Origin of the sequence: Proteiniphilum sp. X52 (assembly GCF_003712195.1) — a bacterium.
Taxonomy (GTDB): Bacteria; Bacteroidota; Bacteroidia; order Bacteroidales; family Dysgonomonadaceae; genus Proteiniphilum.
Genome location: NZ_RDSD01000023.1, coordinates 1 through 23841 on the forward strand (window position 1 = coordinate 1; position 23841 = coordinate 23841).

The following is a 23841-nucleotide window of genomic DNA, read 5'->3' on the forward strand; positions in this document are numbered from 1 at the left end:
AGCTACCCCGAAAAGTTCCCCATACAAATGCATGACGCCTTCACACAATTCAAGAAAGCAGATAGACGCAATCATGTGAAATTGAAAAGGGAAGCGCAGGAAAATTATTATCGGTTATTGGCATTGCCCAATTCACAAGGAATATCAATCACGACACCAGATGAGGAAAAGTTAAATCCGTACAATCCCATGGAATTGGAATAAAATACACTTCTATGAAACAGTTCTCTATTTGCGTTTTATCACTGCTTGTCCCTTTACTTGCGTACACCCAGACTACGCTGACCGGCACGGTCAAGAACAGGCAGGGAGAGCCTTTGATTGCCAACATAACCGTGCAGGCCAAGGGAAGCAACACGATTGCCGGGTTTACGACAAGCGACGAAAATGGGAACTACAAAGTGACTTACAAGGGAACAGCCGATTCCCTCGTGGTTACCGTCTCCGGACTTACAGTAGGGAAACATAGCCGTACAGTGCCCAATCGCCCGGGGCAGGTCGATTTCAACATTGAGGAGAAAGTCATTGAGTTGAAAGGGGTAACCGTCACTGCGTCACCAATCCGCCGTGCCGGAGATACCCTCAACTACGCAGTTGGCGTGTATACCGGTCAAAATGACCGCACCATCGAAGATGTATTAAAGAAAATGCCGGGTATTGATGTGGATGAATCAGGTACTATTTCTTACAATAAGAAACCCATCAATAAATTTTATATCGAGAACCTGGATCTTCTACGGGGTCGTTATAGCATTGCAACCAAAAACATTGAAGCGCGGGATGTGGCGACCGTCCAGGTGATGGAAAATCACCAGCCGGTCAAAGTGTTGGCAGACAAGATGTTTGTCGATGCGGCGGCACTCAACCTTAAATTGAAGGAGAGCGCCAAGGGGAAGCTGATGATGAATGCCTTGGCGGGAGCCGGTTACGAACCGGCAATGTGGAACGCGGAATTGGTGGCGATGTACTTTGCCCACCGAAAGCAAAACATGACGACCTACAAGGGGAATAACGCCGGGAAGGATTTGAATCTGGAGATTGTCACTCACGAAGGATACGATTACGACTATGCGAATTCCGGAAGCAGAGGCATGCTTTCCATTACATCCCCTTCCTCCCCCCCGGTCAGTAAGAATAGATACCTAAACAGTATAAGTAATGTTATTGCCGCGAACCAGTTGATTAAAATGAAAAAGGGTATGGAAATGACATTCAATGCCATTTACTTCAACGACCGTGTGGGTAAGGAAGGCTATTCGGTTTCAGAGCAGTTTCTGCCTGACGGCAGTTCCGTAAGGATCGAGGAAAATATCAAGAGTTTGACCAGGACCAATAATCTGGATTTGTCATTTAGATTGAATTCAAACGAGGAAGAGAAGTATTTCAACAACTCGTTGAATATCAAGGGGAGTTGGGGCAATGATCGGGGAACGGGCGTTACAAGGAGTAATGTGGGAGATATGGACGAAATGCTGTCGCAGTATTTATCCAGGCCTTTTTTCTCGGTGGGCAACTCCCTGGATTTTATCCGGAACATCAGGAAAAGAAGCTACAAGATTTTATTTTCAATGGACTACAACCACAGCCCTCACGAGTTGACGGTGAGTCCGGCAAACTATTTCGGCGACAACAATCTGATTTCCGTGGAGCAAAGTGTGGTCACAGATAATTTCACATCATCGCTCAGGACGTCCTACGGGTTGAGAAAAGGAAACGTAAACATCGATTATGGCCTGTGGTGTAGCGTGGACCTGAAGGGGCTGGATTCCGAACTGAGAGAAAAAGGTCCTGCCGGTCAACTTGTTCCCGCTGCCGACTCACTGAGGAATAACCTTTGGTATAACACCTACCAGGTGGGTGTAAACCAGAATTATACCTACAATAAGGGTGGAAAACTCAAAGTCACCCTTGCCATTCCTGTCATTAATTATGCCCTGACGGTAAATGACCGGAATCTTGAAACATTCACCGGTTATAACCGCTGGATAATCAATCCTTCACTTAAAGTTTCGTATGACCTGACGCACGAACTGGTTTTGGCTGCCGGTGGAAATTTCCGAAAAAATTATGGAAATATGGACGATGCCTACACGGGGTACATCATGCATTCTTACCGCAATCTGCTCCGCAATACCGTTAACCGTCTGTTTGAGTCGCGTTCGGGAGGAGCAAACGCATCCATACAATACCGCAATGCTTTACGGGCGCTCTTCCTCAATTTTGGTGTCAATTATGGAACCTCGTGGAACAACCTGCTCTATGGTTTTGATTACGATGGTATCATGCAGGTGAAGAGGACCATTGACCAACCAACCCGGTCAGAGTACTATGGCCTAAACTTCGGCGGCAGCAAAGGCCTCGGTTTTTGGAAAACAAGGATCGGTATATCAGGAGGGTACAACCAAGGCCGTGGAGAACATTTAATACAGGATGAAATTTTGACCTACCGTTCGGAAGGTTACAATGCGGGTGCCTCCATCAATACGTCACCCTCTTCATTCATTGATCTGAATTATAACTTTGGCTGGTCGAAGAATTGGAGTTTTTCGGAGGAGTCAACGACACGGTTTCCCTCCATCCGCAACCAGAACCATACAGCCGCTATCTGGATCAACCCTACCAAAAGTTTCAGCATAAACCTGAGAGGAGATTACCGGTACAACAGTGCGGTGAATAATCGTAACATGACTTTTATTGATGCAAAAATACGTTACAAAAGCGGACGGGCGGAATGGGAACTGGAGTGTAACAACCTCTTTAATGTCAGACAATATGTGTCGGCTTCCTACACGGATTTAAGTACCTATTATTATAGATACAACCTGCGGCCGAGAAATTTTCTGTTAAGCGTGAGATTTAAATTGAAATAAATATAATTTTTTCGTATGATACCAAAAATAATTCATCAGGTGTGGGAAGGACGAAAGGATGTACTACCCGATTTTCATAGAAAATTAGGTGAGACATGGAAAGAGCATCACCCTGATTGGAAATACGAACTCTGGAACGGTAAAAAGATGGAGGGATTGATTAGAACGTCCTTCCCTGAAATAGCCGATGTCTATTTTAACTATAAGTATGATGTGCAACGCTGGGATGTAATCCGTTATCTGATTCTTTATAAAATGGGGGGAATGTATGCTGATTTTGATTACGAATGTTTTGAACCTTTTGATGATTATCTTAATAATAACGGAAAATGCTTTTTTGCAATGGAGCCGGTCGAACATTGCCAAGGATTCGAGAACGGTATATATTTCAATAATGCATTGATGATGTCTCCTCCTTGTCATCCGTTTATTGAACACATTATTACTTATTTAAAAACAACACCCTTTATTTATACCGGGAACAAATTTCAGGATGTCTTATCTTCTACAGGGCCTAAAATGCTAACATCTCTTTATAGTAAATATGAAAATAAAGCTATTATCGATTTTTTTCCGGCAGAAAGAGTTTCTCCATGGTTGCCAGAAGATGTAAGACATTATATCTATCATGAAGGGGACATAGAGAAATTAGAAAAGAAATTGGAAAAGGCCATGGCAATTCATTATTTTTTTGGCTCATGGGTATAATTTTTTATAATGCAGAAACCATTTCCTATATATACACAATTAGACTCGATGGACTGCGGTCCCACATGCCTGCGCATGATTGCCAAGCATTACGGGCGCAGCTATACGTTACAAACCTTGCGTGAAAGAAGTTTCATCACTCGTGAAGGAGTGAGTATGTTGGGTATTAGCGATGCAGCCGAAAGCATTGGAATGCATACGCAAGGTGTGAAAATCACGCTTGAACAATTGACGGAAGGAGAACCTCTACCCTGCATCCTACATTGGAATCAGAATCATTTTGTGGTGTTGTACCGCATTACCTCCGCTACAAAATGGAGAGAGGAAGGGGGAAAGCAAAGATTCTACATAGCTGATCCTGCTGGTCAAAAATATACAATGAACCAGGAAGAATTCTGTCGTTGCTGGTATAGTTCCAAGGAGAAAGGAAAAGAAACCGGAACGGCTCTACTGTTGCATCCTACTCCCGATTTTTACGATTACGAGGACGACAAGGAAAAACAGGAAAAGAACTTGGGGTATTTTTTCCGTTATTTGTTGCCCTACAAATCGCAATATGCCCAAATAGTCGTGGGAATGATGCTGGGAAGCATCCTCTCCCTGATTTTCCCTTTTCTGACACAAGCCGTGGTCGACCAGGGTATCGGTAACAGTAACCTGAGTTTTATATCGTTAATACTTATTGCACAGTTTGTTTTGTCGATAACCCAAATGGGCATGGGTTTTCTCCAGAGCTGGATTTCCCTTCATACCAATACCCGTGTCAGTATTTCTTTGATTTCAGATTTCCTGGCCAAGTTGATGAAACTGCCTGTAAGTTTCTTCGACGCGAGGAACATCGGCGACATCATGCAACGCATCGGCGACCATGGGCGTATCCAAGGATTCATGTCCGGAACTACTTTGTCCACGCTCTTTTCCTTTGCAAACTTCTTTGTTTTTGCTTTTATCCTTGCCTATTACAATTTCACCATCCTGCTTGTTTTTTTGGTGGGAAACACCTTTTATATAACCTGGATCTTATTGTTTATGCGCTACCGCAAGAAGTTGGATTATAAGCGGTTTATCCAGTCGGCCGCCAACCAGAGCAATACAATCCAACTAATTACCGGCATGCAGGAAATCAAACTCAATAACTGTGAAAAGCAACAACGGTGGAAGTGGGAACGCATCCAGGTGAAAATGTTCAAAATCAGCATACAGGGAATGGCATTAGGGCAATACCAGCAAATAGGGTCCATATTCTTCAGCCAGACCACCGGTTTATTAATCTCGTTCCTGTCGGCCAAGGCAGTAGTGGAGGGAAACATTACACTGGGCATGATGATGTCCATCAGTTATATAATCGGGCAACTCTCAGGTCCCATCGGGCAGGTGATAGGTTTTGCACAGTCGTTGCAGGATGCCAAGATAAGCCTTGAACGCCTGAATGAAATCCACAATAAGGAGGACGAGGAGCAAACGATTGAAAATAAAATAAATATCTTGCCTGAAAACAAAACAATTAAGATGGAAAATGTCTCTTTCAGCTACGATGGGGCAGAACGTGATTATGTGTTGGATGAGTTAAGCCTGACAATTCCACAAAACAAAGTGACGGCCATTGTGGGAGCTAGCGGAAGCGGGAAAACGACCATAATAAAACTCTTAATGGGTTTTTATCCGCCCGTCAAAGGGAAAATCAGCATAGATAATATTCCTTTGGATGAAATCAATCCGCATTTATGGCGGCAAAAAACCGGGGCGGTGATGCAGGATGGGTTTGTCTTTTCCGACACGATAGCCAACAATATTGCCGTAGGGGAAGATGAAGTCGACAAAAAACGTTTGTTGCATGCGGTAGAAACCGCCAATATTCGTGAGTTTATCGAATCGCTCCCGTTGAAATACAACTCAAAAATCGGCATGGAAGGCAGCGGTATCAGCCAGGGACAGCGGCAACGCCTTTTTATTGCCCGTGCCGTATATAAAAATCCCGATTTTTTGTTTTTCGACGAGGCTACCAATTCGTTGGATGCCAACAATGAAAAGATAATAATGGAAAACCTGAAGGAATTCTATAAAGGAAAAACAGTAGTGATAGTCGCCCATCGGTTAAGCACGGTACAACACGCCGACAAAATCATCGTGTTGGATAAAGGAAAAATAGTGGAAGAAGGCACCCATGCCGGATTGACCGGAATGCGTGGAGCCTATTACACACTGGTAAAGAACCAACTGGAGTTGGGTACATGACCCACGCAATTGTATTGGCAGTGATATGGATATGGAAAAAGAAGAAGATAAAATAGAATTGCGCAGCGAGGAATTTCAAGAAGTGCTTGGAACGGTTCCCCCATGGATATTGCAATGGGGCATTACTTTTTTGGCCATCGTAGTTCTGATTCTATTGATAGGGAGTGCGATGTTCAAATACCCCGATGTGATCTCTGCGCAGGTAACCATTACGGGCACAACGCCGCCCGCGTCGGTCGTCGCCCATGCTTCCGGCAAGATAAAAGAGCTGTATGTGAAAGACAATCAAGAGGTGAAATCGGGTGATTACCTCGCAGTGATAGACAATACCGCCAATACGAATGACGTAAGATTATTGAAAGAGTCGTTACGTGCCTTCTCAGCCATCTCCACGGGAGGAGATACAGAAAAAAACACCTTGGGCCTACAACACACCAATCATTTGAACAAGGAATTACAGCTTGGCAATATCCAATCAATATATTCACAATATTATACAGCACATTTCCAATACAATGAATACAAGCGCCTGCTGTATTACCCGCAAAAGCTTGAAATAACCAAACAACGGATAGTGGAACATGAAAAACAGCGTAAAAACTTGCAAAGACAATATGAATTGATAAAAGAGCAAGCACGTTTACAGGAAAACCAATACCAACGGGATGTCAAATTAAACGAAAAAGGTATAGTATCAGATGAAGAACTGGAACAATCCCGGTCACAATACCTGCAATCGGAATTGACACTTGAAAGTATGCAGGCGGCCACCAATAGTATGGGTATACAAATTGAACAATTAAAAGAAACGTTATTGGACACAAGGCAATTGGATACGGAAACGTTAAACGACCTGGAGACAAGGTTACGGACGCTTGTAACCCAGTTGGAAGTAGCCATCGAAGAATGGGAAATGAGTTTTGTGCTGAAATCGCCGATTGACGGCAAGGTCACATTTACCAGTTTCTGGTCCGAAAATCAGGTCGTTACGGCCGGACATGAAGTTTTCTCTGTGGTGAGCAGCCTGTCCCCATCCTCCTCCTATTTTATTTTTGGCAAAGCTCTCCTTCCCATAGCACGTAGCGGAAAAGTGAAAATAGGCCAGAAAGTAAATATCCGGCTGGAAAATTTTCCCGAAAACGAATTCGGCATTTTACAGGGGCAGGTAAAAAACATATCGTTGGTGCCTGTTAGTGCGGGACAAGCTGCGGCCGAAAACGGTGCGGCATATTATACCATTGATATCATACTTCCAGATAGGCTGACAACTACCTATAAAAAAGAATTGCCTTATCTTCCCCACATGCAGGGACGCGCCGACATCATTACCGAAGATATTTCGCTTCTCGAAAGGTTTTTCCTTCCAATGAAAAGGATTTTGAGTGAAAGCTTGTAAAATCTCGATAGTGATTTTTTGACAGACAATTTGATGTCACAATTTGGAATTGTTTACCGACTGCCTTGGATTATCCGAAGCTGTAAAACTTTTTGTATCTTTGTGGAAAATAAGAATGCGTCTGGGACAAGCTCAAACAAGTTTGACTTTTCTCTCGGCTTTCATTATATTTGCCGGAGTGTGGTGATGCTTGTACTGAAAAATCTCTATGCTAAGTGTATGAACTTCTTGACTCCTAAACATTCAATATATGAAGCGAATTGAAACATTGACCTTGTCGGTCTTATTATTGACATTCTTGACCGCTCTTCCTGCTCATCCACAGGAGGATAGTGAAAACCAATACACCTTCCTGCTCACCGGGGCATCCTTTGCCTCGCCCAACAACGGTTGGTTCGAGGTGGGATGCCGATTGACAGGCGCGACTCCACTGAACAGAGCCGTTGGAGGAGAAGCGATCGCCGATGCCGCCAACCGGATGGCGGAAGGCACACTCTACTCCAAAGAAGAACTCGAAGAGATAGATGCGTTGGTGATCATGCAGGTACACGACAGGGATGTGTGGGGTTCCTCTCCGCTGAAAGAAGATTATACCGATTACAATATCCCGTTTGACCGCGGCAACTACGCCGCCGCGTTCGACTATGTGATCAAACGTTACCTCACGGAATGTTATAATCTGAAATTCGATGAAAATTCAAAATACTATAATACCCGTATGGGAAAGCCGGCGGTAATAGTGCTTTGCACCGACTGGCACGACGGAAGAGTGACTTACAACACCTCCGTGCGGAAGCTGGCGGAGAAATGGGGATTCCCGGTAGTGGAATTCGATAAATATATCGGTTTCTCCAGGAATAGTGTCCATCCCGTCACCAGACAACAGACCAGCCTGCTCTTTACGGGCGACAATCAGCAGATCGCCGGCGAGAAATTCGGATGGCATCCCGAAAACGGTCAGGATAGTTATATCCAGCGGCGTATGGGAGCCATCTTTGCCGATACAATGCGGAAAATATTTCCCATAAAAGATTGACCTTCGGTTAATGGGAACAATAATCAAATATTTTGTAATTTGTAATTTGTAATTGGTAATTGGTAATTTATAACTATCCCATGCGAATAAAAGAGATTATCCAGACCATTGAACAGGTCGCCCCGCTACCGCTACAGGAAGGATATGACAACAGCGGACTGCAGGTGGGGGACGCGAACCGGGAAGTAACCGGTATCCTGTTATGTATTGATGTGACCGAGGACGTGATCGATGAAGCCCTTTCTTTAGGCTGTAACCTTATCATTTCGCATCACCCCGTCGCCTTCCGGCCGTTCAAGTCGCTCACCGGAAAGAATTACACGGAACGGTGCATGATGCAGGCTGTCCGGCACGACATCGCGCTCTATGCCGCGCACACCAATCTGGATAACGCGCGGGGAGGTGTAAACTACAAGCTGGCGGAGATGCTGGAATTGCAGAACGTGAAGATCCTGCAACCCCTGGAAAATGCGTTGTTGAAATTCGTGACCACCGTGCCGCTCCAGCATGCCGAGAGTGTCAGGAACGCCCTGTTCAATGCCGGTGCGGGGGGTATCGGGAATTACGACAGTTGCAGTTATAACCTCTCGGGAGAAGGCACATTCCGGGCAAAGGAGGGAGCCAGTCCCCACATAGGAGAGATCGGCCGGCTTCATTTTGAGCCGGAAGTGAGAATAGAAACCGTGATCCCTGTCATGAAAAGGGAAGAGGTGCTTCGGGCGTTGCTGTCAGTACATCCCTATGAAGAGCCGGTGTTTGATTTCTATCCCATAGCCAACGACTGGCCGCAACACGGCAGCGGCGTGGTGGGGGTATTGCCGGAACCGATGCCGGAGCAGGAATTTTTATATCTGTTGAAAGATATTTTTAATTTACCCACCATACAACACTCAAAAACGCAGGGGAGGGAAATCCGTGACGTGGCGCTCTGCGGCGGTGCCGGCGCATTCCTTATCCCCAGGGCCATCGCTTATGGTGCCGATGCTTTTATCACCGGTGAAGCAAAATACAATCACTTTTTCGATGTGGAAGGACGTATCCTCCTGGCGGTGGTCGGTCATTATGAGTCGGAAATCTGCACAAAAGAGATTTTTTTCGATCTTATTTCGAGAAAATTCCCTACCTTTGCACTACATAAATCGGCGTTCGACTCGAATCCGGTGAAGTATCTGTAAAAAGGCGGTCCGACTTGTTCCCGCGACTACAGGGAAATGTGGTAATGAAACGATCGATCATCGTTCATTACTACATTTTTTGATTTATAATGTGATTATTGTGAGTCTTGGGTGTGCGATTTGGTTACATCCACACGGTTTGCAAAACTTGATGAAATGAATATTGATAAACAACTATGAATTATGGCAACAAGAAAAAAAAGCGCTGAACAGGAAGTCTCGGTAGAAGATAAACTGAAGTCCCTTTACAAATTACAATCTTATCTCTCCGAAATCGACCGGATCAAGACCCTGCGCGGGGAATTACCCCTTGAGGTGGCCGACCTCGACGATGAGATCGCCGGCTTGGGCACCCGTATCAACAACTTCGAGTTGGAGCTCAAACAACTGGATGAGAACACGAAATTACAAAAGGGGAAGATCGAGACCAGCAAGGTAAAGATTGAGAAATATAACAAGCAGCTTGAGAACGTGCGCAACAGCAAGGAGTACGACCATCTTTCCAAAGAGATAGAGTTCGAGACGCTTGAGATAGAGCTTTCGGAGAAACATATCCGGGAGTATGCCCAAGAAGCTGACTCTATCAAGGAACAGATTGAAGCCGCCAATGAACTGCTGAAAGACAAGACCTCGGATCTGGAGCATAAGAAACAGGAGTTGGACGATATCGTGTCGGAAACCAAGACACAGGAGGAGAAAATCCGCGAGAAGGCAAAGAAGACAGAGACAACCATTGAACCCCGTCTTTTGACCGCTTTCAAAAGGATCCGCAAAAATGCCCGCAACGGCCTGGGAGTAGTGCCTATCCAACGGGGTGCTTGCGGTGGGTGCTTTAACAAGATACCGCCCCAGAAACAGATGGATATCAAGCTGGGAAAGAAGATCATCGTGTGTGAATATTGCGGGCGCATTATGATCGACCCTGAAATGGCGGGAATCTCTGAAAAGTGAATTTATCACCCCGCAATACAGAAGAGGCGTCCGGCAAAGTACCCGAAAGTGGATTGGAGAATTTTTTCTCCAATTTCTTTTTATTTTTTCTTTTTTTGGAGGGAAATGATGTATCTTTGCCTTCCGGAAGGAGGTGCTCCTTCAAATTCATCAGACTATTTCCCGCCATGGCATAATTCAAGCAAGCTTGGATTCTGTTCGTATTGCTTAACGAGATAGTTTTCAAGAAGATTACAGGCAAGGTTATTTATAAATACTATATGGCTAATCGAATTAAAATTAAGAAAGGCTTGCGAATTCCGCTGCTCGGTGAGGCTGAAGAGACACTAAGAGGCAAGGTGACGAGTGAATATGTGAGGATTTGCCCGGAAGATTTTCATGGCATTACTCCCAAATTGGCCGTCAACGTGGATGATGCCGTGAAGGCCGGAACGCCCTTGTTCTTTGATAAAAATCATCCCGAAATGTTCTTCGCGTCACCTGTCAGCGGCGTGGTGACAGCCATTGAACGCGGTGAGAAGCGGCGTATCCTTTATATAGAGGTGAAAGCTGACAATACCCCGCAATACGAAGATTTCGGCAAGAAAAAGGTGGATTCACTCTCTGCCGAAGAGGTGAAGAAAACGATCCTCGATGCCGGTATCTGGTTCCTGGTCAAGCAGCGGCCTTATGATATAGTGGCTATGCCCGACAAAGAACCACGCGACATATTCGTGACCGGTTTCGACACGGCTCCGCTGGCGCCGTCCGCCGATTTTATACTGAACGGTCTGGAGGCTGACCTGCAGACGGGATTCGATGCCCTGGCAAAATTGACCACCGGCAAGGTTTATCTCTCTGTCAGTCCGAAAACAACCAATAAAGGGTTACGTGAGGCGAAGAATGTGGTGGTCACAGAATTCGATGGGCCGCATCCCGCGGGAAATGTAGGTGTACAGATCAACCATATCAAACCGGTGAACAGGGGCGAAACCGTATGGACGCTCAGCGCACCGGATGTGGCGCTGATTGGCCGCCTCTTCAACCAGGGGATCGTGGATCTCACCCGTACGGTCGCCCTTACCGGATCGGAAGTGAAACAGACCGGTTACTTTCAGATGGTGATCGGCACACAGTTGAAATCCCTTTTCAAGGGAAATGTAACGGAGGGTATCTCATTGAGATATATCAGTGGAAATCCGCTTACAGGTCGCAAAATCGATGCGGACGGTGTGCTTCGCGCGTATGACACGCAGGTGACCGTCATTCCCGAAGGCGATGAAGTACATGAGGCTTTTGGATGGGCATCGCTGTCGCCCAAGCGTTACAGTGCCGGATGCACTTATCCCACCTACAACAAGAAATACCGTCTCGATGCCCGTCTGTTGGGCGGCCCGAGGGCTATCATCGTTTCCAACGAATATGACAAGGTGTTTCCGATGGATATTTATCCCGAGCAACTCATCAAATCCATTATCGCATTCAATATCGACAAGATGGAGCAATTGGGTATATACGAGGTGGCGCCTGAAGATTTTGCCCTGTGCGAGTTTGTCGATACATCCAAACTGGAACTGCAACGTATCGTGCGCACCGGGCTGGATATGTTGCGCAAGGAGATGGAGTGAACATCGTTTATGATAGTATAATATAACTTATAAATAATAGAACTTTGAAAGCGTTAAGAAAGTATCTTGATAAGATCAAACCGAATTTCGAGGAAGGCGGGAAACTGCACTGGCTCTATTCCACATACGATGCCTTTGAGACGTTCCTTTTCGTGCCCAACACGACATCGAAATCGGGTGTGCATATCCACGACGCGCGTGACTCGAAACGTACGATGGTCATCGTGATCGTCGCGTTGATCCCCGCGCTGCTGGTCGGTATGTATAACGTGGGATTACAGCATTATCTGGCAATTGGCCAGGATGTGACATTCCTTACCAAATTCTTCTATGGATTTCTGGCAGTGCTGCCCCATATCGTGGTTTCATATGTGGTGGGACTTGGCATCGAGTTCGCCATGGCGCAGATGAAAAAGGAGGAAGTGGCCGAAGGGTTCCTGGTCACAGGGATGCTTATCCCGATGATCGTGCCCGTGGATACCCCGCTGTGGATGGTCGCGGTAGCCACCGCCTTTGCCGTGGTATTTGCCAAAGAGGTGTTCGGTGGTACCGGATACAATATATTTAATGTGGCGTTGATCACGCGTGCATTCCTTTTCTTCTCCTACCCTTCAAAAATGTCGGGTGACCAGGTATGGGTCCGCACTGCCGATACTTTCGGAATAGGTAAAGGAACAGTGATAGACGGTTTTTCCGGTGCTACCCCATTGGGACAGATCGCGACGACCGAGGTGGGTGGTTTTTCTGAATTTGCCTTCCACGGTATTACCGGCCAGCCTCTCTCTCTCAGTGACATGTTTTTCGGCTTCATTCCGGGATCTATCGGTGAAGTATCTACCATTGCCATCCTGTTGGGAGCCGCGATTCTGATTGCCACCGACGTGGGAAGCTGGAAAACCATGCTTTCAGTCTTTGTCGGAGGTCTGGTTGCCGTCCTGCTGGTGAATCTCTTCGCGCAAAATGCCATCATGGAGATGCCCGTACATTACCACTTCCTGTTAGGCGGTTTCGCCTTTGGAGCCGTATTTATGGCCACGGATCCGGTAACCTCGGCAAGAACCGAAAAAGGAAAATGGATCTACGGTTTCCTGATCGGACTGATTGCGGTAGCCATCCGCGTGTTCAACCCGGGATATCCTGAAGGAATGATGTTGGCTATCCTGTTCATGAACGCGTTCGCTCCGCTTATCGATTTCTATGTGATCGACGCCAATATTAAGCGTCGTGTCAAACGGGCAGCAGTATTGAAATAAATAATAATAAAGATATGAACAGAGAAAACAGTGGATATACGATCATATATGCATCGGTGATGGTGGTAGTGGTAGCCCTGGGTTTGGCATTCACACACCAGGTGCTGAGCGAGCGGCAGACGGCTAACGTGAATACCGACAAGATGCAGCAGATATTGCGTTCTCTCAACTTGGATGTAAGGGCGGCCGAGGCCCAGGTGAAATATACCGGCTTGATAAAGAATGCCTATCTTGTCGATGATGAAGGTGTGAAGGTGGAAGGTAGCGAAGGGATCACCCCTGACGATCCGGCCTTTTCAACCGAATTGGGAGATACCCAGGCTAAAGGACTGCCGGTATATGAAGCGGAAGTAGATGGTTCCACCAAATATATTATCCCGATGAGCGGTGCCGGACTTTGGGGCCCCATTTGGGGATACCTGGCCATTGAGGCCGACGGGAGCACCATCTACGGTGCCGAATTCGGGCATGCGGGAGAAACTCCCGGGCTGGGCGCCGAAATAGAGACTGCCGGATTCAGAACTCAATTTCAAGGGAAAAATCTTTTCAGGGAGAATCAATTCACCTCCGTGGCTGTGGTAAAGCCCGGACAGAGTAATAACCGACGAGACTATGTCGACGGTATCTCGGGAGGCACCATCACTAGTAAAGGGGTGGACAACATGTTGCTGAACAGCGTGGGTGAATACAGGAATTTTTTAATGAACTTGCACACCGCCAATCAATGACAGGTGATGATAAAAGTAAAACAAGATGGCATTATCAAGTAAGACAAAAGCGGTTTTATTAGGCCCGCTGAATAAAAATAACCCTGTTATCGTGCAGGTGTTGGGTATCTGTTCCGCATTGGCGGTCACATCCAAACTGGAACCTTCCATCGTGATGGCGGTGGCCGTGGTGTTGGTGACCGCTTTTGCCAATGTGATCATCTCTCTGTTGCGCAAAAGCATTCCCAATCGCATCCGTATTATTGTGCAACTGGTCGTCGTGGCCTCGCTGGTGACCATCGTGAGTGAAGTGCTGAAAGCGTTCGCATATGATGTGAATAAGCAGCTTTCGGTGTTCGTCGGACTGATCGTGACAAACTGTATACTGATGGGACGCCTTGAAGCGTTTGCACTGGGTAACGGCCCCTGGCCTTCTTTCTTGGACGGTATCGGCAATGGGTTGGGTTATGGATGGATACTGGTAGTGGTGGGATTCTTCCGCGAACTGCTGGGTTCCGGCACATTGCTGGGATATCAGGTGATACCCCAGGTGCTCTATGATGCCGGGTATCAAAATAACGGTTTGATGATGCTCGCGCCCATGGCGATATTGCTGGTAGCTTGCATTATATGGGTACACAGGTCGAGGAACAAAGAGCTCCAGGAAGAGACTAATTAAGTGAAGAGTGAAGAATGAAGAATGAAGAATGAAGAATGAAGAATGAAGAATGAAAAGTGAAAAATTAGAATTCATGGTTCAAGATCCACAATTCAAAACTTTACAATTCAATGGAAAATCAATTTTTCAATTTTCACTTTTAACTATTAATTTATAAAATATATAGACATGGAAGCAATTAGTTTGATTGTACGATCGATATTTGTCGACAACATGATTTTCGCCTACTTCCTGGGGATGTGCTCCTTCCTGGCAGTGTCGAAAAATGTGAAGACAGCACTGGGGTTGGGAATTGCGGTCACATTTGTATTGGTCCTCACCCTTCCTATTAATTATATGCTGGAAAACTATGTGTTGAAGGCAGGCGCGTTGCAATGGCTGGGAGAAGAGTATGCCGGAGTCGATTTGAGTGTCTTCAGCCTCATTGTGTTTATTGCCATCATCGCTTCTTTCGTGCAATTAGTGGAAATGGTGATTGAACGTTTCAGCCCCTCTCTCTATAACTCATTGGGTATCTTTCTGCCGCTCATCGCGGTGAATTGCTCGATTCTCGGTGGTTCGCTGTTTATGCAGCAGCGCGAGTTCGCCAATGTGGGCATGGCTACTGCCTACGGATTTGGTTCCGGAATCGGTTGGTTGCTGGCTATCGTGGGGTTGGCGGCCATCAGGGAGAAATTGGAGTATTCCCATGTTCCCAGACCCCTGAAAGGATTGGGTATCACCTTTATTATTACGGCATTGATGGCTATTGGCTTCATGAGTTTTTCAGGGATCGACATTTAAATGAGAACAGACAATAACAAATTATTTATTGAAATATGAGTGTATTATTGAGCGCGGGTGGGTTGACGATATGGGCGAGTGTCATTGCATTCCTGCTGATCATTTTGGTACTTGTGGTGATCATTCTGATAGCTAAAGCTAAATTGATGCCTTCCGGCAATGTAAAGATTACCCTGAATGATGAAAAAGAATTGAACGTGCCGATGGGGGGTACCCTGTTGAACACGTTACAGTCGCAGAATATATTTCTCTCTTCTGCCTGCGGGGGTGGAGGTACCTGTGGCGAGTGCCGTTGTCGCGTCACCCAGGGAGGAGGTGGGATACTTCCCACCGAGAAGGGCCACTTCAGCCGTAAGGAGCAGTTGAACGATTGGCGTTTGAGTTGTCAGGTGAAAGTAAAGGACAACATGTCGATCGTTATACCCGATGAGGTTTTCGGTATTAAGGAGTGGGAGTGTGAAGTGGTTTCAAATCGTAACGTGGCCTCGTTCATCAAAGAATTTATAGTGAAGCTGCCCGAAGGGGAGAAACTCAATTTCAAACCGGGGTCCTACAGCCAGATCAAGGTACCCCGATTCGGCCAGATAAAGTATTCCGATTTTATTATCGATGAGAAGTACAAAAGCGAATGGGATAAATTCAACATGTGGGATCTTACGGTGACCAATGACCAAGATACCGTACGCGCTTATTCCATGGCCAATTATCCGGCGGAGGGAAATATCATTACCCTCAACGTGCGAGTGGCGACTCCTCCGTTCGACAGGGCCAAAGGCACATGGATGAAGGTGAATCCCGGAATTGTATCTTCTTACATCTTCAACCTGACTCCGGGCGACAAAGTCAAAATATCGGGCCCATACGGGGAATTTCATCCCATACTCAACAGCAAGCGTGAAATGCTCTGGATAGGCGGTGGTGCCGGTATGGCTCCCCTGCGTTCCCAGATCATGCATCTGACCAAAACGTTGAAGGTCACCGACCGGAAGATGTCTTACTTCTACGGGGCAAGGGCTTTGATAGAAGCATTCTATCTGGAAGATTTCTACGAACTCGAAAGAGAATTTCCCAACTTCTCGTTCCATCTGGCACTCGATAAGCCCGATCCGGCAGCCGACGCCGCCGGTGTGAAATATACGCCGGGATTCGTTCACCAGGTCATTCACGATACCTATCTGAAGGACCACGATGCTCCCGAAGATATCGAGTACTACATGTGTGGCCCCGGCCCCATGGCAAACGCTGTGCAGCGCATGCTCGACAACCTGGGGGTCCCGCCGGAGATGATCATGTTCGACGACTTCGGTTAATCACGGAAGGAATCCATATATATTTGACGGCATCCTCTCCCACTGGAGAGGATGCCGTTTCGCTTAGTTTTGTAATTATGAAGATCAAAAACTATAAAAAGCAAAGACTATGTCACTATCGGCGGCGGCTGTATGGGCAAACCATATGTTCAGCAGACCCTGAATAAACAATTAGCCGAAGAAAGATGTTTCGTGAGGGGCTGAACCCGCTAAGCCTGTAAGATGCCAAATACCCCCGATAAGGGGGGCAGGGATAGTATGCTGATTTTTTGTGTTATTTGAGAGGGTGTGGAGGTTAAATCGATATTTTTTCATGGGAATAATCAACAAAATGAAATTTTTTTGAAGAAAATCGTGGAAATATTTTGTTTGTATGAATTTTTGCCTTTACTTTGCACCCGTTAAACAGAGAAAATTTCAATTTGTCGTATGTATTATCAGGTCGATATTCTAGTCATCTCTATTCTACTTCTGAAAAGATTCGGAGGGTGAGACTGGCATATCTGTGATTTACATTAGGTAAAAAATATAGGGATAACCTTTCTCACCACGTGGGAAAGGTTATCCTTTTTTATAAAGCTAACAAAACGTGAATAATAATGGAACGTATTTATGTGTTTGATACAACATTAAGAGATGGCGAGCAAGTCCCCGGTTGTCAGTTGAACACCATTGAAAAGATACAGATTGCTCAAACGCTTGAATTGTTGGGAGTGGATGTCATAGAAGCCGGTTTTCCCGTGTCAAGCCCGGGCGACTTCAATTCGGTCGTGGAGATATCTAAAGCGGTCACCTGGCCTACTATCTGCGCGCTAACCCGCGCGGTGGAAAAAGATATCGAAGTGGCTGCGGAAGCCCTGAAGTATGCCAAGCGGAAGCGGATCCATACCGGTATTGGCACATCGGACTCGCATATTAAATACAAGTTCAACTCCAACCGGGAGGAGATCATCGAACGGGCGGTAAAGGCGGTAAAGTGTGCCCGCCGTTTCGTGGATGATGTGGAGTTCTACGCCGAAGATGCGGGACGTACCGACAATGAATATCTTGCCCGCGTGGTGCAGGCCGTGGTGAATGCGGGAGCCACTGTGGTGAATATACCCGACACGACCGGCTACTGCTTCCCCGACGAATACGGGGCGAAAATAAAGTATCTTATAGATAACGTGGACCTGAGAGGTGCCATCCTCTCCACCCACTGTCATCAGGATCTGGGAATGGCCACTGCCAACACTCTTTCGGGCGTGATCAATGGGGCACGTCAGGTGGAAGTGACCGTCAATGGTATCGGTGAGCGCGCCGGGAATACTTCCCTTGAAGAGGTGGTGATGGCTCTGAAAAGTCATAAAGACCGCGGATTCGATACCAATATCAATACCCAACATATCTATTCTGCCAGCCGGATGGTGTCGAGCCTGATGAATATGCCGGTACAGCCTAATAAGGCCATCGTGGGGAGAAACGCTTTTGCACACTCCTCGGGCATCCATCAGGATGGGGTACTCAAGAATGTCCAAACATACGAGATCATCAATCCGAAAGATGTGGGAATCGATGACAATGCCATAGTGCTGACAGCACGTAGCGGACGCGCCGCGCTGAAGAACCGTCTGTCGATCCTCGGGGTAAAACTCGAAAACGAAGAGCTGGATGAGGTATACCAGAAATTCCTGGAAATGGCCGACAGGAAGAAAAGCGTTAATGATGATGATATCCTGATGCTGGTAGGCAAAGATGGACGCCTCAACAGGATCAAAGTGGAATATCTGCAGGTACTGTGCGGTATTGGCGTACGTGATGTGGCCAGCATCGCCCTCAACATTGCAGGCGAGCGTTTCGAAGCTACCGCGAGCGGCAACGGTCCGGTAGATGCCGCCATCCGTGCCGTGAAAAATATTATCCGAAGGAAGGTGAAAATCCGTGAGTTCCTCATCCAGGCAATCGACCATGGCAGCGATGACATAGGTAAAGTCCATATGCAGGTGGAACACAACAATATAGTATATTATGGTTTCGCGGCCAACACCGATATTGTGGCGGCCTCCGTGGAGGCATTTATCGATGCGGTGAATAAGTTTGTGGAGTAAGGTGGAAAGGTGGCCACATAATCATCTTTGAATCAGTAAATCAATGAATTAACAAATCAATTATAAATGAAGACTCTTTTTGATAAGATATGGGATGCGCATGTGGTGGCGACGGTAAAGGACGGTCCCACCCAGCTATACATCGACAGGCATTTGTGTCACGAAGTGACCAGTCCCCAGGCCTTTGCGGGCCTCCGGGCACGTGGGTTGACGGTGTTTCGCCCAAAGCAGACTACACTGACGGCCGACCATAACATTCCCACCATGGGGCAGAACAGGCCTATTCGCGACTCGGTCTCTCGTTTTCAGGTGGAAACGCTTGCCAGGAACGCGTCGGATTTCGGCCTGACCTATTACGGATTAAATAATCCCAAGAACGGGATCGTGCACGTGATCGGACCGGAGAACGGCTATACACAACCGGGAATGACTATTGTCTGCGGCGATAGCCATACTTCTACCCATGGCGCTTTCGGAGCTATCGCTTTCGGTATCGGTACCAGCGAAGTGGAGATGGTGCTGGCGTCGCAATGCATCCTGCAGACACGTCCCAAAACCATGCGGATCAATTTCGAAGGCAAACTCGGCGAAAAGGTAAGCGCTAAAGATATGGCGCTGTATATGATCTCACAGTTGACCACCGGGGGAGCTACCGGCTATTTCGTGGAGTATGCCGGCGAAGCGGTACGCAATCTCACCATGGAAGAGCGGATGACACTTTGCAACCTGAGTATCGAGATGGGGGCGCGCGGCGGGCTGGTCGCCCCGGATGAAACCACATTCAATTACATCAAAGGACGTGAGTTCGCACCTAAAGGAGAAAAATGGGAAAAAGCCCTGGCTTACTGGAAAACATTGAAGAGTGATGAGGGTGCCCTCTTCGATAAGGAGGTTACTTTCGATGTGACGAAGATCCGTCCCATGATCACTTATGGAACCAACCCCGGGATGGGTATTCCTATCGATGGTACTATTCCACATCTGGATGAAATAGACGAAGCCGGAAAATTATCATTCCAGAAGTCATTGAATTATATGGGATTTGCTCCTGGTGAAAAGTTGGAAGGAAAACAGATCGATTATGTCTTCCTGGGAAGTTGCACCAATGGCCGGATCGAGGATTTCAGGGTATTTACCCATTATGTGAAGGGTAAAAAGAAAGCCGGCAATGTGACAGCATGGTTGGTGCCCGGCAGTTGGCAGGTGCGCAAGCAGATTGAAGCGGAAGGACTCGACAAGATACTGGAAGAGGCCGGCTTCGAACTTCGCCAACCGGGTTGTTCTGCCTGTCTGGCAATGAATGACGATAAGGTGCCGGCAGGTAAATATGCGGTCTCTACTTCCAACCGCAATTTCGAAGGACGACAGGGCCCGGGGGCAAGGACTATCCTGGCAGGTCCCCTGGTGGCTGCTGCCGCGGCGGTAAACGGAAAAATAACCGAACCGTGAGTCAATGTGCCAATGTGCTAATGTGCCAATGAGATTAATAAGCTAATGGAAATCAGAATTCAAAATTTTGAATCTTGAATTTTGAATCTGAAATCTGAAATCTTGAATTTTGAAAAAATAATGGAAAAGTTTCAAACAATAACATCAACATACGTGCCGCTTCCCATAGAAAATGTGGATACCGACCAGATCATCCCTGCCCGCTTTCTAAAGGCGACTACACGGGATGGTTTTGGTGACAACCTGTTCGCCGACTGGCGTTATGATAAAGAAGGAAATCCTAAATCCGATTTCGTGCTGAATAACCCTCTCTATTGGGGAGAAGTGTTGGTGGCAGGAAAGAATTTCGGGAGTGGAAGTAGCCGCGAACACGCCGCTTGGGCCATCGCAGGTTATGGCTTTAAAGTGGTGGTGTCGAGCTTCTTCGCCGATATCTTCAGTAACAACGCCCTCAATAACGGTATCCTGCCCGTAGTAGTGAGTGAGAAATTCCTGAGCGAACTTTTTGCATCAGTGAATGGTAATCCGCGGGCTACAGTGACGGTCAACCTTGAGGAACAGACCATCTCGAATAACGAAACCGGTACGGTCGAGTCGTTCGAGATCAATCCCTACAAGAAAGAATGTCTGATGAAGGGGTTGGATGATATCGATTTCCTTCTCTCCAACAGGAATAAAATCGAAGAATATGAGAAAAACCGTTTATTTGCGTACGAATAGAGTCCGGATTTAGGATTCTGAGCCGGCAAATCAACATATCAACAAATCATCGCATTAATATAGGTTGTTTTGGGAGGAGTGAAGAAAATAGAAATCATGGATACCACGCTTCGTGATGGTGAGCAGACCTCGGGCGTCTCTTTTGCCGCACAGGAGAAGGTGAGCGTGGTACGCCTTTTGCTCGAAGAGCTGAAGGTGGACCGTGTGGAAATTGCTTCCGCGCGGGTTTCCCAAGGAGAGTTCCAGTCCGTGAAGAAAATGGCGCAATGGGCGCGAACGCATGGCTATATCGACCAACTCGAGGTGCTCGGCTTCGTGGATGGCAATACTTCCTTGGAATGGATTGTCAATGCGGGATGTAAGGTGGTAAATCTGCTCTGCAAAGGTTCTTTGAAACATTGCACCTATCAGTTGTCTAAATCGCAGCAAGAACACCTGACAGATGTGAAGGAGACTATTGCCCAGGCACAACGGATGGGATTGACGGTCAACCTTTACCTGGAGGATTGGTCCAACGGTATGCGCGACTCTAAAGAGTATGTATTCCAAATGATGGATGGGTTGAAAGATGAGGCGGTCACCCGTTTCATGCTGCCCGATACCTTGGGTGTGCTCAATCCCGATGAGACACACCGGTTCTGTTCGGAAATGATTACACGATATCCCGACCTTCATTTCGACTTCCATGCCCACAACGATTACGACCTGGCCGTGGCCAATGTATACGAAGCCATCAAAGCGGGAGTCAAAGGCATCCATGTCACTGTGAACGGACTCGGCGAGCGTGCCGGCAATGCGCCCCTTACCAGCGTGGTGGCGCTTATCCATGACCATATGGGTTTGAGTACCGGCATCGATGAGTCGAAACTCTACAACGTGAGCAAGGTGGTGGAGAGCTACTCCGGTGTGCGTATCCCGAATAATAAGCCGGTGATTGGTGACAATGTGTTCACTCAGGTGGCGGGTGTTCATGCCGACGGAGATAAAAAGAAAAACCTTTATTTCAATAACCTCATGCCCGAACGGTTCGGCCGTTTCCGCGAATATGCGCTGGGGAAAAATGCAGGACGTTCCAATATCATTAAAAATCTGGAAGCCCTGGGTATTGAACTCGACGATGAGGCGACACGCAAGGTGACGGCCCGAATTATCGAACTGGGTGACAGGAAAGAGATTGTCAACCTCGATGAACTCCCTTATATCGTTTCCGATGTGTTGAAGAACGGAATGGAAAATCAGGATATTAAAATGCTTAACTATTCACTCACGCTGACGGATGGGCTCAGACCGACCGCTACGGTGAAAATATCGATAAAAGGAGAGATCTATCAGGAAACCGCAGCCGGAGAGGGACAATACCATGCTTTCTCGAAAGCGATGTACAAGATATACAGAAAGCTTGACAAGCCGGCACCGGAACTGATTGACTACGTTGTAGTAATCCCGCCCGGCGGGAAAACCAATGCTTATGTGCAGACAGTGATCACCTGGAAGTTCGAAGACAAGATATTCAAAACCCGCGCCCTCGATATCGACCAGACGGTAGCAGCCATCAAGGCGACAGTGAAAATGTTGAATATGATAGAAAGCGGGAATATTCCCAATATGAATTATATGAGATTACCCTAGGAAGGCGGAATAGTGGAATAGCGGAATAGTTGAAGAGTAGGAGAGTAGGAGAGTGGAGTAGTGGAATAGTGGAAAGGTGATTAATCCCGGTAAATCGGGACAAGTGTTGGTAATCAACAATTCGTAATTTGTAATTTGTAATTTGTAATTGAATTAAGATGCGACTAAACATAGCTGTACTGCCGGGCGACGGAATAGGTCCGGAGATCATGAAACAGGCGTTGAATATAACTTCGGCCGTCTGTGAAAAATTCGGCCATACTTTGACCTACAAAGAGGCCATGGTGGGCGCCTGTGCCATTGATGCGACCGGGGACCCTTATCCGGCCGAAACGCATGAACTCTGTATGCGGAGCGATGCGGTGCTGTTCGGTGCTATCGGTCATCCTAAATTCGATAACGATCCCAACGCAAAAGTGCGTCCCGAGCAGGGTTTGCTCCGCATGCGAAAGCAACTGGGACTCTATGGGAATATCCGGCCCGTAATGACCTTTCCCTCCCTTATCCATAAATCACCCCTGCGGGCCGATCTGGTGGAGGGTGCCGATTTTGTCTGTATCCGCGAGCTTACGGGTGGCATGTATTTCGGACGGCCCCAGGGAAGGAGTGAAGATGGTGATACGGCTTATGACACCTGCGTCTATACGCGCGAAGAGATTGAACGTGTACTGCATCTGGCCTATAAGTTTGCCGCACAGCGACGTAAAAAAGTGACCGTGGTCGACAAGGCCAACGTCATCGCTACTTCCCGACTGTGGCGCCAGATTGCGCAGGAGATCGCACCCCAATATCCTGATATTGAAACCGATTTCCTCTTTGTGGACAATGCCGCCATGCGTATCATACAATGGCCCAGGAGCTTCGATGTGATGGTGACCGAAAACCTGTTCGGAGATATCCTCACCGACGAAGCCTCCGTGATCACCGGCTCACTGGGATTACTCCCTTCGGCATCCGTGGGCTTGCATACATCGCTGTTCGAGCCCATCCACGGATCCTATCCGCAGGCGACCGGCAAAAACATCGCTAACCCGCTGGCTATGATCCTGTCTGCCGCCCTGATGTTTGAATATGGTTTCAACCTGATGGAAGAAGGAGCGCTTATCCGCGAAGCGGTCAATGCGAGCCTCCAAGCAGGAGTGGTCACCGAAGATATCGCCGACGGCGGAAAGGCATATAAAACCTATGAAGTGGGAGAGTGGATTGAACAATTTGTGAAAAGGTGGATTGGATGATTTGCCGATGT

At 47.1% G+C, this 23841-nt stretch carries 19 protein-coding genes; all 19 read left to right on the plus strand.

The window, feature by feature from the left end:
- The coding region (locus D7D25_RS18075) for a hypothetical protein (protein WP_158602635.1) at positions 1-204 on the plus strand (204 nt) is incomplete at its 5' end.
- A gap of 11 nt (positions 205-215) precedes the next feature.
- Complete coding sequence (locus D7D25_RS14635; RefSeq protein ID WP_122969687.1) at positions 216-2870, plus strand: TonB-dependent receptor; 2655 nt, start codon at positions 216-218, stop codon at positions 2868-2870.
- Positions 2871-2885: 15 nt separating this feature from the next.
- Positions 2886-3578 carry a glycosyltransferase family 32 protein gene (locus D7D25_RS14640; RefSeq protein ID WP_122969688.1) on the plus strand — a complete coding sequence of 231 codons (693 nt, stop codon included), beginning with the start codon at positions 2886-2888 and terminating at the stop codon, positions 3576-3578.
- A gap of 6 nt (positions 3579-3584) precedes the next feature.
- Complete coding sequence (locus D7D25_RS14645; RefSeq protein WP_370453861.1) at positions 3585-5813, plus strand: peptidase domain-containing ABC transporter; 2229 nt, start codon at positions 3585-3587, stop codon at positions 5811-5813.
- Positions 5814-5844: 31 nt separating this feature from the next.
- Positions 5845-7209: an HlyD family secretion protein gene (locus D7D25_RS14650; protein ID WP_158602636.1), complete on the plus strand. Its 1365-nt coding sequence runs from the start codon at positions 5845-5847 to the stop codon at positions 7207-7209.
- Positions 7210-7459: 250 nt separating this feature from the next.
- Positions 7460-8245 carry a DUF5040 domain-containing protein gene (locus tag D7D25_RS14655; protein WP_122969691.1) on the plus strand — a complete coding sequence of 262 codons (786 nt, stop codon included), beginning with the start codon at positions 7460-7462 and terminating at the stop codon, positions 8243-8245.
- 80 nt (positions 8246-8325) lie between these two features.
- Positions 8326-9420, plus strand: a complete 1095-nt coding sequence (locus tag D7D25_RS14660) for a Nif3-like dinuclear metal center hexameric protein (RefSeq protein WP_122969719.1) — start codon at positions 8326-8328, stop codon at positions 9418-9420.
- Positions 9421-9603: 183 nt separating this feature from the next.
- Entirely contained in the window at positions 9604-10371 is a 768-nt protein-coding gene (locus D7D25_RS14665; RefSeq protein ID WP_122969692.1) for a zinc ribbon domain-containing protein, read from the plus strand.
- A gap of 260 nt (positions 10372-10631) precedes the next feature.
- A complete protein-coding gene (locus tag D7D25_RS14675) occupies positions 10632-11978 on the plus strand; it encodes a Na(+)-translocating NADH-quinone reductase subunit A (RefSeq protein ID WP_122969694.1) in 1347 nt (448 codons plus the stop codon).
- 44 nt (positions 11979-12022) lie between these two features.
- Positions 12023-13231, plus strand: a complete 1209-nt coding sequence (locus D7D25_RS14680; protein ID WP_122969695.1) for an NADH:ubiquinone reductase (Na(+)-transporting) subunit B — start codon at positions 12023-12025, stop codon at positions 13229-13231.
- Positions 13232-13245: 14 nt separating this feature from the next.
- Positions 13246-13959 (plus strand): NADH:ubiquinone reductase (Na(+)-transporting) subunit C, encoded by a 714-nt coding sequence (nqrC, locus tag D7D25_RS14685; RefSeq protein WP_122969696.1) that lies wholly within the window; start codon positions 13246-13248, stop codon positions 13957-13959.
- A gap of 25 nt (positions 13960-13984) precedes the next feature.
- On the plus strand, positions 13985-14617 hold the full coding sequence (locus D7D25_RS14690; protein ID WP_122969697.1) for an NADH:ubiquinone reductase (Na(+)-transporting) subunit D: 633 nt from the start codon (positions 13985-13987) through the stop codon (positions 14615-14617).
- A 168-nt stretch (positions 14618-14785) separates the two neighbouring features.
- Positions 14786-15400: an NADH:ubiquinone reductase (Na(+)-transporting) subunit E gene (gene nqrE / locus D7D25_RS14695; protein WP_122969698.1), complete on the plus strand. Its 615-nt coding sequence runs from the start codon at positions 14786-14788 to the stop codon at positions 15398-15400.
- A gap of 35 nt (positions 15401-15435) precedes the next feature.
- Positions 15436-16710, plus strand: a complete 1275-nt coding sequence (gene nqrF / locus D7D25_RS14700) for an NADH:ubiquinone reductase (Na(+)-transporting) subunit F (RefSeq protein WP_122969699.1) — start codon at positions 15436-15438, stop codon at positions 16708-16710.
- A gap of 599 nt (positions 16711-17309) precedes the next feature.
- Entirely contained in the window at positions 17310-18797 is a 1488-nt protein-coding gene (locus D7D25_RS14705; RefSeq protein ID WP_370453859.1) for a 2-isopropylmalate synthase, read from the plus strand.
- A 66-nt stretch (positions 18798-18863) separates the two neighbouring features.
- Positions 18864-20246 (plus strand): 3-isopropylmalate dehydratase large subunit, encoded by a 1383-nt coding sequence (leuC, locus tag D7D25_RS14710; protein WP_122969701.1) that lies wholly within the window; start codon positions 18864-18866, stop codon positions 20244-20246.
- A 120-nt stretch (positions 20247-20366) separates the two neighbouring features.
- Complete coding sequence (gene leuD / locus D7D25_RS14715; protein WP_122969720.1) at positions 20367-20966, plus strand: 3-isopropylmalate dehydratase small subunit; 600 nt, start codon at positions 20367-20369, stop codon at positions 20964-20966.
- Between the two features lie 69 nt (positions 20967-21035).
- A complete protein-coding gene (locus D7D25_RS14720) occupies positions 21036-22595 on the plus strand; it encodes an alpha-isopropylmalate synthase regulatory domain-containing protein (RefSeq protein ID WP_185140269.1) in 1560 nt (519 codons plus the stop codon).
- 158 nt (positions 22596-22753) lie between these two features.
- Positions 22754-23830, plus strand: a complete 1077-nt coding sequence (leuB, locus tag D7D25_RS14725) for a 3-isopropylmalate dehydrogenase (RefSeq protein WP_122969702.1) — start codon at positions 22754-22756, stop codon at positions 23828-23830.
- Positions 23831-23841 lie beyond the last annotated feature (11 nt).

Excerpts from the sequence above, each read along its gene's own strand:
- D7D25_RS14635 (WP_122969687.1), top strand. The coding sequence starts at position 216 with ATGAAACAGTTCTCTATTTGCGTTTTATCACTGCTTGTCCCTTTACTT.
- D7D25_RS14640 (WP_122969688.1), top strand. The coding sequence starts at position 2,886 with ATGATACCAAAAATAATTCATCAGGTGTGGGAAGGACGAAAGGATGTA.
- D7D25_RS14650 (WP_158602636.1), top strand. The coding sequence starts at position 5,845 with ATGGAAAAAGAAGAAGATAAAATAGAATTGCGCAGCGAGGAATTTCAA.
- D7D25_RS14655 (WP_122969691.1), top strand. The coding sequence starts at position 7,460 with ATGAAGCGAATTGAAACATTGACCTTGTCGGTCTTATTATTGACATTC.
- D7D25_RS14660 (WP_122969719.1), top strand. The coding sequence starts at position 8,326 with ATGCGAATAAAAGAGATTATCCAGACCATTGAACAGGTCGCCCCGCTA.
- D7D25_RS14665 (WP_122969692.1), top strand. The coding sequence starts at position 9,604 with ATGGCAACAAGAAAAAAAAGCGCTGAACAGGAAGTCTCGGTAGAAGAT.
- D7D25_RS14675 (WP_122969694.1), top strand. The coding sequence starts at position 10,632 with ATGGCTAATCGAATTAAAATTAAGAAAGGCTTGCGAATTCCGCTGCTC.
- nqrC (WP_122969696.1), top strand. The coding sequence starts at position 13,246 with ATGAACAGAGAAAACAGTGGATATACGATCATATATGCATCGGTGATG.
- D7D25_RS14690 (WP_122969697.1), top strand. The coding sequence starts at position 13,985 with ATGGCATTATCAAGTAAGACAAAAGCGGTTTTATTAGGCCCGCTGAAT.
- nqrE (WP_122969698.1), top strand. The coding sequence starts at position 14,786 with ATGGAAGCAATTAGTTTGATTGTACGATCGATATTTGTCGACAACATG.
- nqrF (WP_122969699.1), top strand. The coding sequence starts at position 15,436 with ATGAGTGTATTATTGAGCGCGGGTGGGTTGACGATATGGGCGAGTGTC.
- D7D25_RS14705 (WP_370453859.1), top strand. The coding sequence starts at position 17,310 with ATGGAACGTATTTATGTGTTTGATACAACATTAAGAGATGGCGAGCAA.
- leuC (WP_122969701.1), top strand. The coding sequence starts at position 18,864 with ATGAAGACTCTTTTTGATAAGATATGGGATGCGCATGTGGTGGCGACG.
- leuD (WP_122969720.1), top strand. The coding sequence starts at position 20,367 with ATGGAAAAGTTTCAAACAATAACATCAACATACGTGCCGCTTCCCATA.
- leuB (WP_122969702.1), top strand. The coding sequence starts at position 22,754 with ATGCGACTAAACATAGCTGTACTGCCGGGCGACGGAATAGGTCCGGAG.